Source organism: Chitinophaga sp. OAE865 (assembly GCF_040546735.1).
Lineage (GTDB): Bacteria > Bacteroidota > Bacteroidia > Chitinophagales > Chitinophagaceae > Chitinophaga > Chitinophaga polysaccharea_A.
Genome location: NZ_JBEPOF010000001.1, coordinates 4,260,840 through 4,277,088, shown reverse-complemented (window position 1 = coordinate 4,277,088; position 16,249 = coordinate 4,260,840). Strand labels below are relative to the sequence as shown.

Here is a 16,249-nt window from a genome sequence, read left to right as displayed (position 1 = left end):
CGTTGGATTTTAAATTGGCAGTATAACTACGCTGATGGCGAGAAAATGGAACTGACAAAAAATAAAACAGGTTGTAAGTTGGTAACTTACAACCTGTTTTATTTTTTGTCAGAAAAACCCAGGCACACGTTCCCCTACCCCATCATCCCCTGGTGATGGCTCCATAGTTTCGCATACACCCTATCCTTCTCCATCAACTGGAAATGCGTTCCTTCTTCTGCCAACAATCCATTTTCCAATACAATGATCTTATCTGCATTCACCACGGTGCTTAGCCGGTGTGCAATCACAATCACTGTCTTTCCGGCATCGCGCAGCTGCTGCATTACTTCCTGTACCATATGATCAGATATAGGATCCAGCGACGATGTGGCCTCATCCATGATCAGTACCTGCGGATCGCGGTAAAGCGCCCGGGCAATAGCCAGCCGCTGCCGCTGACCTCCGGAAAGGTTAGCGCCGTGCTCCCCCAGCAACGTATTGAAACCATCTGGCAGCTGTTCAATGAAGCTGGTAATACCCAGCCACCTGGCTACTTCGAGCACACGCTGCATATCCGGCTCAAATTCACCGACTGCAATATTGGAGGCCACGCTTCCGTGAAAAAGGTCGATGTGTTGCGGTACTACCCCTACCCAACGCCGCAGGCTTTCAGGATGTATGTACCGGATATCCGTTTGCCCGACAGTGATATTCCCTTCCTTCACCGGATAGATGTGCTGCAACAGCGCCATCAGCGTAGATTTACCGGAACCGCTCTGTCCTACAATGGCAGTAATGCATCCTCTCGGGATATGCATACTAAACTGCCGGAACACTTCTTTCCGGGTACCATAGCTGAATGTAATATTGTTGAAAGTAATATCTCCGCTATGCTGTGGGGAGAGGTCTATTTTATTGGTGGTATCTTCCTGTTGCAGGTCCATGATTTCAAAAAGGCGGTCGGCCGCAATAAGCGCATCCTGCACGCTTTTGTTTGCGCCAATTAAACTGGCAGCAGGCCCTGTAAAGTAGTTGATTAACGCATAGAACGACAATAACGACCCCGCACTTAGCTGTTGGTCCAGCACATAGCCGGAGCCCGTCCACAGGATGATGATCACAAAAAAATTAGTGATAATACCCGCAAAGCTGCTGATATACAGGTTAGCCATCGACGAATGAAAGGTGGTTTGCAACACCCGTATAAAACGGTTTTCCGTTTTCATATTGGCGTATTCTTCCAATGCAAAACGCTTGATCGTAGCCACGCTGTTCAGCGACTCCACCAGCTGGCTGCCCAGTTCTGCGCTTTCTTCCATCAGCCGGCGCTGGTACTTCTTGTTAATCCTGTTGCTCACCGCATAAATAATGAGAAACAGCGGAATGATGAGCAGCATGATCAGCGACAGCTTCCAGTTGTAACTGAACATCAACCCAAGGGCAAATACCACAATGAAGCTGTTCACTACCAACGAAATGGATACATCGTTAATAAAGGCGCGGATCTTGATGGCATCGTTGATGCGCGAAGTGATTTCCCCTACCCGCATCGTATCGAAAAACTGCTGAGGCAACAGCAGCAGGTGTTTATAATAGCCGAGTATCAACCGGGCATCCAGCTGCTGGCCAGTTTTGAAGATAAAAATACTTTTCAGGTTGCCGATGACCAATTGCAGTACGAGGATAATCAGCATAGCTACGCTGAGCATATTCAGCAAATTCCTGTTCCCGTCTACCAACACATTATCTACAATTTTTTGTACATAGATAGATGTAGACAGTCCGAGTACCGTATAAATCATCGCTCCAAAAACAGCCTGTATCACCACCGCGCGGTGCGGGCGCATCAGGTACCAGAAACGCTGCAGGTGCGATACTTTCCTGTTGCCTGACTGAAACTCATCTCCGGGGAGCATCAGCACCAGCACGTTAGTCCACATCGCCTTAAATGCCTCGTGGGTAAGCCTGTGATACTGGCCATCGATCGGGTCCATCACTACTACCTGTTTAGCCGTCACCTGGCAGATGACTACAAAATGCTGCAGCATCCCATTCACCACTACATGGGCTATTGCGGGCTTGGGAACACTCTCCAGCGCTTCAAACGGGCCTTTCACCCCTTTAGCCTGGAACCCCAGTTGCTGGGCGGCGGTGATTATCCCCATTACATTTGTCCCTTTCTTATCGGTGCCGGCATACTGCCGGATCAGCGCCAGTGGAATCCGCAGTTTATGCCAGGCCGCTACGGAAGCCAGGCAGGCAGCACCACAGTCGGTAATGTCGTGTTGTTTGATCTTCGCCCCGCGTTTGAGCCGGGCAGATTGATGGTTATTCATGTATCCGTGGTAAAAGATCAGTGTTTGATTGCATTTACGCCTGCAGTAGCAGGGCGCTTTCGGTTGTTGGGATTGATCCAGTCGTCCGTTTTGTCGTACAACAGCTGGTACAGGCTGCGCTTCGTGAGGATGAACCTGGCCTGTAAGGTCATTCCCTTTCGTAAGGATGCGCTCACTCCACTGGCAGTGCGCAGCGTGGTACCGGCAAATTGGCATCGTACCTTGAATACAGGTTGATTATCGATGAGTACAAAGTCGTTATCGACAGACAGTATTTCACCTTTTACCATTCCCCATTCGTTATAATTGAAGGCATCCACCTGGAACCTGGCCGGCATTCCTTTTTTAAGGTAACCAATATCCCGGGGGGAAACATAACATTCGGCGATCATATTTGAGTCGGGGGAAATAACGCCAAGCAGATCTCCGGTTTGCACGTAGCCTCCGGCATACTTCCCGGTAAATTGCTGCAGGGTGCCGCTCACGGGCGCTTTAATAAGGTTCCACTCTTTTTCTTTGGTGAGCTGCCGGTTATCGGCGCGCAGGCGGTTGTCTTCCAGCCGCATTTGGTTCAGGTCAGTAGCCCAGGTACTACGCTGTTGTTGTATGGCAGATGTATAAGCTGCTTTGCTTTTTTCGTATTCATATTTCCGGTCGAGGTATTCCTTTCTGGCGATAACCTTGTCTTTGAAAAGCTTATCATACATCTCCAGGTCGAGCTTAAGCTTTTCCATGGTGGCGGCCTGTTCCTGCAGGGAGGCCATGAACCGGGCATATTGCTGCTGGTACAGTGAAGATTGCAGCCTGCTGCCGCCGGCCACCAGCGTTTGGAGATCCTTTATCTGGATTTCCCGCTGGGTTAATTCGAAATTATTCTGCGTCAGTTTGGCGTTGCTGATATCTTCCTGCAACCGCAGGAGCACCTGCCCCTTTTGTACGCTGGCGCCATCACTCACCAGTATCTCTTCTATGGTACCGGCCACCATACATCGCAACTCTGTTTTTTCAGTAACCGGGCGCACAATTCCACTAGCGGCAACAGCAATATCTACTTTGATGAATGGCAAAGCGGCCATTATGCACAGGACAGCTAACAATACGGTGATGTAAATAACCTGGGTATGAACGCGCACCCTGGGCAGCCAGGTAAATATGGAACGCTGCATGATAGCGGCCGGAAAAAGAACGGGCTTCATAAACGGGATTAAATGGTCTTTTCCAATATAGCCAATTAGCGTTCAGGAGTAGCTGGTTGATGAAAAATGTATAAAATGAACCAGGATTATCAAAATGAACAAAACGAACAGGCAATTCAGGTGTGGTTTGCCCGGGAAAAGTTAAATTAGTGATAGTAATGATCTTAAGCGTACTATAAATTTTCACACTACCCGTTCTGATAGCAGTATAAGCGGCTACCGGAACGGATCAGATAACGGTTAGCTGTTTGCATAATTAAACGTGCAGGTTTTAATAATCAAATATCATAGTCACTTTTTTTCAACTAAATCATGTTTTTATGAAATCATTACAATCTTATCAATTCCTTGAGCTTTCCCAGGATGAACTTATTAATGTTAATGGAGGGGGTATTATAGCCGATACGCTGTCAGTTGGCATTGAATACGTAACAAAACTGGCATCCGCCATCACAAATAATGATCCAGCGGAAGCTGCGGAAGCAACAGTGTGGGCAACTAAGGCTTTTGCTAAAGTCCTCGATTATCCTCCAGGCCAGCTCCTGCCCGCCATCATATGTGGGAAATAATGTAGTTACAGCGTGTTGTGTTATTAAAGGGAAATAAAAAAACCATTGTTTTTTTAATAGCACAACACACTATATTAGAATCAAATTTCATGGCCGTTCCTAAAGCGCCGGCATAACCATATACCCTTCCAACTCACTCCCGCATTCTTTCCCGAAAAAGTTTTCCCGGATACGGCTCCCGCTCCACCACACAAATACGAACTTCAACCTGACGGTCATATGCCTCCGCATGACTTTTTCCGACGATAAGAATCCATCGTCACGGAAACATATCCCTTTGGGCAAATACATCTTTTGGCGCAAACTAAACCCGCCAGCCGTATTTCCCGATATTCCTTCTATATCAGGCGAAATCAACCCTAAACTGCTGAACTACTTTAACCAGCAATCGATAGGTATTTTGGTATTATTGCTTCCGGCTTTGTCAATGCTGATCTGGCCAAAAGCATTTTTCAAGACCAGTTTTTAATCGCATAGCGGTGTTGATCTCACTATTGACAAAAGATATTGCTAGTCCGCCAATTCACTTCTCAATAAATCGTTTGAGCAGCAAGGAAAACTGATCCCCCTGCTGCTCAAACTAACCAGGACGCACTAACGTAGCCTAATTGCGGGGCGCTCCCCTATTGAACTACCTGCAGCCTGCGTGTATAAAAAACATCCGATACCGCCTGATATTTGGAACTATCACCTACCTTGACGTCGTAATACATCATAAATTTCAAATTATTATTCTTTACGTATTTGGCGGTAGTAACAGCACTCGTTGTTGAGTTAATATTAAAATCAACGCCCAGGCCCAGTTGATATTTCTGCATTTTAAACGTGTTTAAATAATTGGTTAGTCTATAACTGAGTGATGAGCCGTAAGACATTTCCCACCCATAGGTCAGTAGGTCTGTTAACCTCACCTCATTTCCGTCAATATTAACGGGTGTAGAAAAGTCACCATAATCTGCGAACAAGGCTTTCGCCATAATCAATTTTTTGCCTGGGTGCCTACTGTCTTCCTGTTTCCAAATTTTCTTCAATTCGTAGAGCACCCTGCTGATCGAACCGATATATGGTCCATTGTTGTAGGCTGCATATTCCTCATCTATATCAATACCATCCCAACCATAATTTATTAATAGCGTCGTTAATCTGTAACGCAAATTTCTTCGCCTGCTCTTGCGTGTTGAAACTTTCCCATCCCGCATCTTCATGGTCTGGCATTATGTCCATCAATACCATTCTCCCGGTTTTCTTAAGTGCCAATATATCCGATTTCAGTTCCTCATTCATGCTAAGCGAATAGCGTCCCGGATCATTATTTCTCTGCATCGGATCATCGATTTGTTTTCCGTCTGATGTATATAAGTCTGCCCTGTTTATGGATGCCGCCGAGGGTGAAAATGCTTTGGAAGCTGCCCATTCTTTATATGCGAGCACATAGTCTCCTGCACCGGGATTGGTCTCTCCTCTGAGCTTGGGCGACTTAGCAGGCAATATTTTTGCCGACTCGAAGACAATGGCAATATCAAAAAAACGCTCCGGGACATACCGTTTTGACTCCTCTGCTGACAACTCGAACCGAAACTTATCAATATCTGTAATGCGCGCTGTGTTCACTTTCATATAACCAACCTGTTGGTACGTGCTATCTTTCACCTTTAGCGTCGCCTTGATTTCGTTTTCTATTTTCAGGTCATTTTTAGTTGTACAGGCCTGCATCAAAATTGAGCCAAATGCAAGCATGAATAAGGATAAGCCGACTCTTGGAATGTAGTTCATAATTGATAGGTTTATTAAATGAATCTGGTGCTCCATCAATTGAATTACTTATAAATAACGTGTATACCATTACTTATTGACCTTGATGATGGAACTAGTTTTATAAACCGGCCGGAAAAGAAAACTATTTAACAGTTAAAAATAGCGCAATTAATGTGTATTCAAACGGGAGGTTTAATTTGTTAAACAAGTTTAATAGCTGTAATAATGGCGCTGACAAGCCAACAGGCCACTAAACGTAGTAACGCTTCTAAACATAATTAAAAGGCCGGCAAGTTGATGCATACAAGCCTTTTCAGCGCCGGGGCCAATATTAACTTAATGTAAACTCTTTCTTCCCCCAGGGTATAACATTACAGCACATGTATCTCGTGTGTGCTGAGATCCATTATGAATTGGAAACAGTGAAATATATTTCAACGCAGACTTATAAAAGCCCACCAATGAAACGCTATACCCGTTTAAATCAGAACTTCATGAATATAAACTTACGTCCCTTACGAAGTAATGTGCTCACAGGTATATGTATTGCTTTTCTGCTAAACATACCGCACATATTGCAGGGTCAATCAAATCAATTTTCTTTTGATGCTACTACTTACAGATGGCCCAATAGCTCGCCGGGAAAACTTGTTTCAGCAGATCTGGACAATGATACAAAAGATGAAATAATTGTTTCCAGCCCTAAGCAAAAGAAGATTTACGTCTGGGAGGGAATTCCGGCAAACGACGGACAATCCTGGACAATGAAAGACAGTATATCGCTGGATGGAAGGGTACTTTCTTTTTGTATTGGTGACATGGATGGCGATTCAAAGGAGGATATTATCACCTTATCAAATAAAAAGGGTTACAATAGTATTGTTGGCATTTTTCTGAACAGGTCCACACCAGGGTCAATAAAATTCAAAAAAAAACATAGTATAGAAACGAACGGATCTGCCTATTACATTGCAACAGCAGACCTCGACGGCGACAAGAAGACAGATCTTATTGTAGCTGATTTTGAAAAGAAATCTTTAACATTTTTAGGCAACTCCACCGATAAGGGTATGGTGAACTTTTCAAGATCCAGCCGTGATTTGGGGATACGCCCTAATTACTTTGTTGTAAAAGATATAAATGGTGATAAAAGACCGGACTTGATTATTTCCGATTATGATAAAAACAGCTTGTTTGTTCTGCAGAATTCTACTTCATTGCCGGGGCAGATATCTTTTACACAGGTTGATAAATTAAATACGGGAAGCGGACCTGTAGATTGTCTGGTGGAAGACCTGGATGGCGACAAAATGCCGGATATCGCCGTCACAAATTTATTTGACAATTCGTTGTCAATTTACATGAATACATCCTCTCCCAACAGTCAGGCTCACTTTGCAGATGCTAAAATGGAGATATCAGTTAAAAGCCCCAGCTCATTGGCGGCAGGTGATCTTGATAACGACGGCATGCCGGAGATAGCCGTAAGCAGTGAGAAGGATAATAATACCGTTATTCTGAAAAACTATTCTTCCCTACATAATGTATCATTTGAAAAGATCAGGGAAATACCTGTTGGCAGTGCTCCACAACATGTTTACATGAAGGAGATGGGAAAAACCAAACAGTTGAATTTAATGGTATCCAATTCTTATAGTGACAACTTTCTTGTTTTAAAAAATCTTCATCCGAAGGAAAGCCTGCCGCTAGTTGATACCGTTTCAATATCAAAACAGGATGTGAGCAAAATCGAAAAGATATCTCTATACCCTAATCCGGCGAAGTCGGTAATACATATTTCTTTTAGTTCTCCTGTAAAAAGATCCGGGGATATACTGGTGAGCATTATCAATGCGCTTGGACAGGAGATGATACGTGAACGTCATAGTGTAAGCAATCTTATAACAATGGACATCAGTAAACTAACGACAGGTTTTTACTGGGTCCATTTAAGCTCGTCCGGATATCACATTAAAACCATAGGGCTGGCTGTAGAATAATTGTCAGGTTTAAAATTGAATGTTAATAGTAAAAAGTTCACTAAATGGAATCCAGACGCGATTTTATTAAAAAATTAACGGCTTTATCCGGAGGCCTGGCCCTGGGTAGCCTCCCCGGCGCGGTTCAAAAAGCATTTGCCATCAATCCCGATCCTGGCACCACCTTTATGGATGCGGAGCATATCGTTTTCTTAATGCAGGAAAACCGGTCATTTGATCATTTACTGGGTACGCTTCAGGGGGTGAGAGGATTCAATGATCCCCGCTTCCTGCGGCAGGAAAATGGTAACCCCATCTGGTTGCAAAGTAATAAGATGGGAGAAACATATGCACCGGCAAGATGCGATATCAAAAACACAAATGTTACCTGGTCCGGAGGATGTCCGCATGAAGCAGCGAATCAGGTAGGAGCAAGAAATTTAGGGTATATGGATAAGTGGATAGACGAGAAAACGCCGAAAACGATGCAGTATTTCACCCGGGAGGATCACCCGTTTTACTATGCACTGGCTGATGCCTTTACGGTATGCGATCATTATTTCTGCTCGTCACTGACAGGTACATCCCCTAACAGATCAATGTTTTGGACAGGTACGCTGTCAGGTAAGAATGATATTTTTCCGAATACAAAGAGTCATATGGATAATGCTTCATTCTTAATACCCGGAACCTGCAACTGGCAGGCATTCCCGGAAGTATTGCAGGATAATGGGATATCATGGAAAATCTACCAGAACCAAACCTTTATAAATTATCTTCGGGCAGATGACATTAAAAAAATACTTCCTGTTATTTTGGAGCGGTTTAATTCGGGAGATTTATCAGAACCTGTACAACCGGGGGTAACAAACATATTAAATCAGATTCTTGGGCCCTTTAAGCAGATGGGTAATATTTTCGGGAAAGTTTATACCGAAACAGAGGACCTTAAGATAAAATGGTTATCAAATTTTACTGACAATGTATTGGAATCGTTTAAACAATTCTATCCTTGTTTGAATGAAGAAAACAGAGCAGCCTGGGACGCTATAGCAACCATGTGGGAAGATTTGCCCCAATACAACAAGGACATTCATAACAGGGCATTTACCACAAATATTAATGATCCATTATATAATTCCCTTAAGGAAATTACGCTGAATGATGGAACAACCATGTCAGTTCCTGCCGGTGATATTCTTCATCAATTCAGACAGGATGTTAGTAAAGGAGAATTGCCAACGGTATCCTGGTTAGTGGCGCCTGAGTTTTTTTCGGATCACCCGGTTTCCCCTCAATATGGTCCCTGGTACGTTTCCGAAGTTTTAGATATACTAACCTCAAACGCCGAGGTTTGGAAAAAGACCATATTTATAATAAACTTCGATGAGAATGATGGCTTCTTTGATCACATGCCTCCCCCTGTAGCTCCCACTGAGGGAGCAGGGCGCTGTTCATCCGGAATAGATGTTAGTGAAGAGTTTGCAGAGGAATATGAGAGTCCGATCGGCCTCGGGTACCGGGTACCTATGTTGGTAGTGTCGCCATGGAGCCGTGGCGGTTGGGTGAACTCACAGGTACTTGATCATACTTCCACTTTAATGTTCCTGGAAAAATTCCTAAATACAAAAGCCGGCAATAGTAATATCAAATGTAACAATATCAGTCAATTCAGGCGAACTGTTTGCGGAGATATTACGTCTGTGTTCAGGCCGTACAACGGCGAAAAGATAACACTTCCTCCACTAGTTGACAACCTAAGCTTTTTCACACAAATAAAGAACGCAAAGCACAGCGTGGATCCGTGCACTAATTTGCTGAATTCTGATCAAGTTGCAGCGATCAGGAAGGATATCCGGAATAATAAGTTATTGCCCAAACAGGAACAGGGAATACGGCCAGCCAATGGGTTATTATATCAATTATTCTCTGAAGCAAAGGTAGATAAAAACGCTAATGCCGTTGTTGTAAGTTTTGAAGCGGGGAATGAAATATATGGCCATACCTGCTGGGGTGCTGCATTCAGTCTTTATTGGGGCCGTAACGAGCTTGAGATCTTTAAGAACGGTTGGGGGAGCACTACCGGCTTAACAAGACCGAGATCCTATGTAGTGAAAGCCGGGGATACACTCACAGAAACTCTCCCTTTGATGCTTTTTAAGAATAACGTATACCACGTCGTTGTATACGGTCCCAATGGTTTTTCAAGAGAATTTGGCGGAGATAATAATGATCCGGACATTGCTATTTCCTGTTTATACGAATACGCTTTACAGGACGCCCGGACTTTAACCGGTAACGTTGAAATACGCGTTGATATTAACGATAACACATCCGGCACCGTTATTATTACAGATAATGCTTATGGGCAACCCGACATTGTAATGCCGCTTCCGGCCAACGGCGCTACGGGCATGAAGTCTGTCACAACGGCCGTCAGGCTCGATAACTCTCTGAGTTGGTACGATTTCACCGTCAGGGTTTCAGGCCATGAAAAATACTACAGGCGCTATACCGGCCATGTAGAGAGAGGCTTGCCCGGATATACAGACCCATACATGGGCTTTTGGGATGGATCAACAAAACCGCCTTTAACGTGAGGACGTGGCCTTATCAGGCCACATCCTTACGTTATTGATGCCGATGATCTCCCGTTTTACTATAATATTAATGGGCTTCATGTGTAGATAGCATCTTTCTCCAGGTAAGATGAAAAACCAATTCTCCATCCTTCGATGGAATAGGCGGTGTGGATAGAATCAATTGATCATTCTTCAATCTGCCATATCTTACCTGTTTACTACCTATCCAATTAGGCAAAAGACTGCCTTCCACAACATGCACTAATTCACCGGGACTGTTTTCATAATATTTCCCGTAATAAGCTACATAATCGCTTAGAGCAGCCCGGGCATCTTCAGGACTTCCATCATTGAGTGAAACTGAACTGAAGGGTGACCGCTCCATTTTTGTCAACTGCGCATTCATATTGCCGTTCTTGTCATACATCAGTATACCGGTGACATTTTCCCCCAAATAATGAATGGGCTGGCCTTTGTCATTGAAATATACCCATGACATCAGTTTCCAGGTGCCAATGATCTTATCTCCAATTGGGGTCCCCGTCTCTTCCCGGAGTAATGCAGCTAAAAAATGCAGGTCCTCCCTGATATACTGATGTCCACCCGGCCTTGAAATGACTTTCATTGATACAGATGTTTCGCTATGCCAATCATCAATACACTTCCCCGTAGTCCGTTCATCATCTTTTCCATGAATTATTACGAGGGGTAAAGGCAAGGGCATTTCGGGTGTATAGTTATAATTATTGAACAACAGGAGATCGGCCCGTAGTCGTTTTATCAGCAGTTGGAACAGTTCTTCGTCTCCGATCCGATCTTTAGCGAAATCTGTAAATATGCTGGTAAGCCTATCTTCACTACAGTTGTATTCCACCTCCCTGAAAGGATAGTTTGAAGGCCCCGGCATAGCAGATATAAATAATTTCCTGGGTAATGGAAGCCCCGCTTTATGTAGCGCTCTTGCTGTTTCAAATGCCAGCAATCCTCCAAGACTATGGCCGAAAAACAGGAAAGGTTTATCCAGGAGCGGAATAAGCAGAGGCATCATTTCCCTGATCAACAGGTGAATATCTGACGCAGCGGCCTCCATTAGCCTTCTGCCCCGCCCTGGTAACTCTATAGCCACCACCTCAAAATCATTTCCCAGCTGACGTTCCCAGCCACTGAAAAGGGAAGCATCACCTCCGGCGTCATGAAAACAGAACAAGCGGTTGGTGCTTTCGGGTTGTGGCCTGGGGATAACAAACCAGCGCGTAGGATCCTCCTGCTTAATTTCCGTGGTTTCCCCGGAGAAAACAGTTTGATCCTTCCCATGGTTTTCTTCCAGTATTCCTATCAACAGGGAAACAAATGCTGTTATAGTTGGGTGCGTCCAGAAGACGGTGGCAGGTAGTTTAATATGCAGTTTTTTTTCCAGGCGGTTCTTTAACCGGATACCCATTAGTGAGTCCTGTCCTAGTCCTTTAAATGTCATATATGGCTTGATCCTGTCCGATGGGAGTTTGATATTACCAGCGGTATATTGTATTACCAGCCGTTCCAGTAAATCTCTTTTTTCTTTAACTGAATTAAGTGTCCCGAAGTGGCGCAGGAAGTCAGATTCTTCCGGTAGTATGTCATTCTCTCCTGCGGATTTTGGCTTGTACGTTATATCAAAACAATCCCTTTGGAAAGGATACCCCGGCAACTTTACAAGCGGCGCTTTGGAGGTGTGATAAAATAGTTTCCAATCCATATCATATCCTCTTTCATATAATTCTCCGAGGCTCCTATAAATGGAGTCCTGCTCAGGCTTTTCACGATAGGTTGTAGCTACCGGTATGGCCTGTGCTTCGAACGCCTCTGCACATTCATTTATAGCATTCAGCAATACCGGGTGAGGGCTTACTTCAATAAATACCGAATGACCTTCCTTCATGAGATATTCCATCGCTGCAGTGAACTGCACCGGGTTACGAAGGTTATCTGCCCAATAGCCTGAGTCCATTTCTTTTCCACTGATCATTTTACTTCTGACAGTAGAGAAAAGGGGAATATGATTTGGGAGAGGTTTCATATCTTCCAGTGCCTTTTCCAGATCAGGTTTGAATGGGTCCATCTGTTTGCTGTGTGAGGCTACGTCCACTTTTACGGGGCGGGCGAAGATACCCTTGCTGTCCAGCTCCGTGTTCAATTCCTCAATGGCCGGCAGATCGCCTGCCAATATGGTGGATTTAGGGCTATTGCAGACTGCAACGCTCAACGCCGGGTATTTTTCTGCTATCAATCTGTTTGCTTCTTCAACTGATAACTCCGTCACGATCATCCCGCTTCCCGCTCCGCTTGCCTTTTTCATCAAGGAACTACGGGTACAGATAATACGCGCCGCCTGGTCAAGCGTTAAGGCTCCGGCAATGTATGCCGCAGCAACTTCTCCCATACTATGTCCTGTTATAGCCTCAGGCCTGATTCCCCAGGACATCCAGAGTTTTGCCAGCGCAATTTGTATAGCGCAAAGTAAAGGTTGAATAACATCAATATGCTGCATACGGTTAGATTCCCGGGAAGCATGCAACTCCTGTATCAGGCTCCATCCTGAATAAGGCATAAAGGCATGGTCGCACTCTTCCAGTGTTTCCCTGAATACCTGCTCCTGCAAAAACAACCCGCATCCCATGCCCGGCCATTGAGAACCCTGTCCGGGGAATACCATTACCACCTTGTAATCATTTGAGCCTGGCATATGCGGTATTATCTCATCTGTGTCCCGGATAAAACTTTCAAGTGCCCCAATAAGTCCATCCCTGCTGTTTGCAGTGAATAATTTCCGGTATTCGAATGCTGGTTTTAAGATGGCAGTTGCTATGCATATTTCTTTGAAAGTGCTTTCTGTAGCCTCTTTAAGAATATTAACATACGTTTTGGCATACTCCCTGAGCCCTGCAGCTGATCTGCCGGAAAGCGGAAGACAATACCGGCTGCGTTCGGGCAGATTGCTGCGTTGGTCATCTCCTACTCTGTATTCTTCCAAAACGGCATGGGCATTAGCACCTCCCCATCCAAACGAATTGACGCCGGCCTTCAGGGTTTCCCTGCCATTTACCGGCCAGGGAGTTAGCTGATTTTGTACAGAAAGTTGAAGTGCTTCAAAAGGAATATCGGGGTTGGGTGTCTTGTAATGAAGATTGGCAGGCAGCAACCTGTGCTGCATTGAGAGCACCACCTTTATCACTCCTGCTATACCTGCTGCGCCTTCCAGGTGGCCTATATTTGTTTTTACAGATCCGATGCTAAGTTTGCGCTTTCTTTTGCTGGTATTAAAAAATTCCCCCAGCGCCCTGGCTTCAACAGGATCGCCTACCCTTGTACCGGTTCCATGTGCTTCTACATAGTGCACCTCATGCGGCTCAATACCGCATTGCTTATAGGCAAGTGCCAGTACCTGTTTCTGGCCGGCAATACTGGTAGCCGGCAGGTTGACATTATATCCGTTGTTATTGATAGCTGTTCCACGTATAAGGGCATATATCCTGTCGCCGTCTTTTTCAGCCTGCGATAATTTTTTCAGTAACAATACCCCACCCCCTTCTCCACGTACAAAACCGTCCGCTTCACTGTCAAATGCACTGCATCTGCCTTTTACAGATAATGCGCCAAATTTTGAAAGTAACACAGATTGGTCAGGGGCCATTAAATGGTTTACCCCGGCGGCAATGGCCATTTCTACATGCTCATGCAGTAAGCTCCGGCAAGCCAGGTGAAGGGCCGTCATTGAGGACGAACAACCTGTATCAACTGACATACTGGGCCCGGTAAACCCATATGCATAGGAGACCCTGTTAGCAATGATGTTGGCAGACATTCCCTGCGCCGAATGCGGCGTAACAGGAACATTTTTTTGCTTTCGGTAATGCTCAAAATCACTCCAGATATCGCCTGTATAAACCCCTATGTGTCGGCCCTGTATCTTTCTGAAAGGTATGTTTGAGCTTTCAATAGCTTCCCAGACAAGCTCCAATATGAGTTTCTGGGAAGGATGCATTTCGGCAGCTTCCACAGGGGAAATATTGAAGAATAAAGGATCAAAATCATGGATATCCTGCAGCATGGATGCATCGCGTTGATGGGTTTTATTGACCGCGAGTGGAGAGGGATCATAGTAATCCCATAAATTCCAGCGTTCCGGACGAATACGTGTAACAGTATCTTTTCCCTGTCGCAATAATTCCCAGAAGTCCTGTACTGTAGGTGCTTCAGGAAAACGACAGGATACACCTACAATTGCAATGGTATTAGCATAATAGGGACCGGATTGGTTGAGTTGAGGGCTCGTTTCGGGTAACATAAAATAGTTATTTCGTTGAGGGTTATTCCGCTAAGTGCGCAAACTAAAAAATCTGAGATTAAGATAATAAAATTAATATTTAAATTCTCACTTTTTCATTAAAAATAATTAAAACTGATTCAGAGCAATCGTCTGATTGTGGGACGTTTTTTTATGGCCGGTTCCAGGTTCATTTTATAAAATTCAGGCCGATTAAGCCTGGAAGGCTGCACTTAAATGGAAAAGCAGAACGTTCACAACTAACGGATAAATCAGAATTCTACTGTACAACTCCCGGAAGGAACGGAATCCCCACACTGCTCCTAAGTTACCGGAATAACAAGATTTCTATAATCGTCCATATGCATCACTACAAGGGTTGACGCCTCATGAGAAATTAATGGAAATATCTGAAGTTTTTTTATTTGCCGGCTAACGAAAATAAAGAAAGCGGAGTCGAATAAATAAGTGAATACACTTTGGTCATTCCTCCATCTGCCACAAAGTATTTTGCGCTTAGCAATTAAAATTAGAAAAATGAGGTAGACTCGCCCTCTTTAAATTAAAGTGTAATTTGGGGGTGTAACAATGTCTTACGGATATCGGTAGTGTCTAGTCGTTGACTCTCATCTATTTTTTTATTCGAAGCACTCATGAAAATGGGAGGCACAAAAACAGCTGAACTTAAGTCATATTTCGTATTATTGAAATCATAGATTCCTGTAAGATAACTATCTGGTGCACGTCCATCTTCCGGGGCATTCCGTGAATTATTTCGTGATAAATAGCAGTAGCAATAATTTCTTTTGGCTTCCCTGATAAACTGTCTTGATTCAAATCAATATAGATGGTCCCAAATTGCCTGGGATTTGTCTCGGGATCACTGAGTAGGCTTTCAGATCTATTAAATTCACCAAATATATCGGGATTTGCAAATGCTTTAACCGGCTTTTCTCTGAAGACAAAATCTTTAAGATGTAATAGGGGTTGTGGGTTAATTATTATTGGTTCTCAAACAGGCTTTCATAAAAACAACTTGCTTTGAGCGATGTAAGCAAAACAGATCACAGGATTTAATGAACCAGCGAGGATGTACAGGAATATGCCCTGTTTTACAGTTTCAGAAATACATCAGTAGCTGCCTGGGCGATTTCATGATCCTGGTCTGCGCTGCCGCCACTCACTCCAATGGCGCCGATCAAATTGTTGTCATAGAGCAGGGGAACTCCGCCACCAAAGGTCACAATCTTTCCTCCAAGCCTCATTCCCATCTGGAAGAAGGCGTCTTCCGGTTGTGCAATCCCCCCTAAATCTTTTGTGGCCATTTTAAACATGGCGGCTGTATAGGCCTTCTTAGGCGCTAATTCAACGCTAATAGGTTTGGCGCCCTCCATTCTTAAAAAGGCCAAAGACAATCCCGAAGCATCTGTTATACAGACGGATACCGGAACCTGGATGCGTTCCGCCTTGCAAACAACGATTTGTAAAACCCGGAATAAGTTCTCTGCCCTAAAATGGTCCAACATTTATTATATGCATTACCGTGA

The 16,249-nt window shown here is 44.3% G+C and carries 9 protein-coding genes; 3 read left to right on the top strand and 6 right to left on the bottom strand.

What is annotated here, in order from left to right; all coding sequences use genetic code 11:
- Positions 1 to 134: 134 nt before the first annotated feature.
- Entirely contained in the window at positions 135 to 2,318 is a 2,184-nt protein-coding gene (locus ABIE50_RS17325) for a peptidase domain-containing ABC transporter (protein ID WP_209857562.1), read from the bottom strand.
- Positions 2,319 to 2,335: 17 nt separating this feature from the next.
- Positions 2,336 to 3,514, bottom strand: a complete 1,179-nt coding sequence (locus ABIE50_RS17320; protein WP_209857561.1) for an HlyD family secretion protein — start codon at positions 3,512 to 3,514, stop codon at positions 2,336 to 2,338.
- 320 nt (positions 3,515 to 3,834) lie between these two features.
- On the opposite strand from ABIE50_RS17320, the gene ABIE50_RS17315 reads away from it, so the two are divergent.
- Positions 3,835 to 4,083, top strand: a complete 249-nt coding sequence (locus ABIE50_RS17315; RefSeq protein ID WP_209857560.1) for a hypothetical protein — start codon at positions 3,835 to 3,837, stop codon at positions 4,081 to 4,083.
- Positions 4,084 to 4,706: 623 nt separating this feature from the next.
- Here ABIE50_RS17315 and ABIE50_RS17310 read toward each other — a convergent pair.
- Together ABIE50_RS17310 and ABIE50_RS17305 are read right to left on the bottom strand one after the other, a co-directional pair.
- Entirely contained in the window at positions 4,707 to 5,060 is a 354-nt protein-coding gene (locus ABIE50_RS17310; RefSeq protein WP_354028054.1) for a hypothetical protein, read from the bottom strand.
- 124 nt (positions 5,061 to 5,184) lie between these two features.
- A complete protein-coding gene (locus tag ABIE50_RS17305) occupies positions 5,185 to 5,856 on the bottom strand; it encodes a glycoside hydrolase family 18 protein (RefSeq protein WP_354028053.1) in 672 nt (223 codons plus the stop codon).
- Between the two features lie 443 nt (positions 5,857 to 6,299).
- Between ABIE50_RS17305 and ABIE50_RS17300 the strand changes: the two genes are divergently transcribed.
- Positions 6,300 to 7,838, top strand: coding sequence for an FG-GAP-like repeat-containing protein (locus ABIE50_RS17300; protein ID WP_209857558.1), 1,539 nt, complete (start codon positions 6,300 to 6,302; stop codon positions 7,836 to 7,838).
- Between the two features lie 44 nt (positions 7,839 to 7,882).
- The gene (locus ABIE50_RS17295) at positions 7,883 to 10,417 is read left to right on the top strand and encodes a phosphocholine-specific phospholipase C (RefSeq protein ID WP_209857557.1); all 2,535 of its coding nucleotides are present in this window, start codon (positions 7,883 to 7,885) and stop codon (positions 10,415 to 10,417) included.
- A 67-nt stretch (positions 10,418 to 10,484) separates the two neighbouring features.
- On the opposite strand, the gene ABIE50_RS17290 is transcribed toward ABIE50_RS17295, so the two are convergent.
- The gene (locus ABIE50_RS17290) at positions 10,485 to 14,723 is read right to left on the bottom strand and encodes a type I polyketide synthase (RefSeq protein WP_209857556.1); all 4,239 of its coding nucleotides are present in this window, start codon (positions 14,721 to 14,723) and stop codon (positions 10,485 to 10,487) included.
- Positions 14,724 to 15,814: 1,091 nt separating this feature from the next.
- Positions 15,815 to 16,228 carry a GlcG/HbpS family heme-binding protein gene (locus tag ABIE50_RS17285; protein ID WP_209857555.1) on the bottom strand — a complete coding sequence of 138 codons (414 nt, stop codon included), beginning with the start codon at positions 16,226 to 16,228 and terminating at the stop codon, positions 15,815 to 15,817.
- Positions 16,229 to 16,249 lie beyond the last annotated feature (21 nt).

What these genes read in the sequence shown, in the direction of transcription:
- ABIE50_RS17285 (WP_209857555.1), bottom strand. Translation starts at nt 16,228, where the DNA reads ATGTTGGACCATTTTAGGGCAGAGAACTTATTCCGGGTTTTACAAATC.
- ABIE50_RS17310 (WP_354028054.1), bottom strand. Translation starts at nt 5,060, where the DNA reads ATGGCGAAAGCCTTGTTCGCAGATTATGGTGACTTTTCTACACCCGTT.
- ABIE50_RS17295 (WP_209857557.1), top strand. Translation starts at nt 7,883, where the DNA reads ATGGAATCCAGACGCGATTTTATTAAAAAATTAACGGCTTTATCCGGA.
- ABIE50_RS17305 (WP_354028053.1), bottom strand. Translation starts at nt 5,856, where the DNA reads ATGAACTACATTCCAAGAGTCGGCTTATCCTTATTCATGCTTGCATTT.
- ABIE50_RS17325 (WP_209857562.1), bottom strand. Translation starts at nt 2,318, where the DNA reads ATGAATAACCATCAATCTGCCCGGCTCAAACGCGGGGCGAAGATCAAA.
- ABIE50_RS17300 (WP_209857558.1), top strand. Translation starts at nt 6,300, where the DNA reads ATGAAACGCTATACCCGTTTAAATCAGAACTTCATGAATATAAACTTA.
- ABIE50_RS17290 (WP_209857556.1), bottom strand. Translation starts at nt 14,723, where the DNA reads ATGTTACCCGAAACGAGCCCTCAACTCAACCAATCCGGTCCCTATTAT.
- ABIE50_RS17320 (WP_209857561.1), bottom strand. Translation starts at nt 3,514, where the DNA reads ATGAAGCCCGTTCTTTTTCCGGCCGCTATCATGCAGCGTTCCATATTT.
- ABIE50_RS17315 (WP_209857560.1), top strand. Translation starts at nt 3,835, where the DNA reads ATGAAATCATTACAATCTTATCAATTCCTTGAGCTTTCCCAGGATGAA.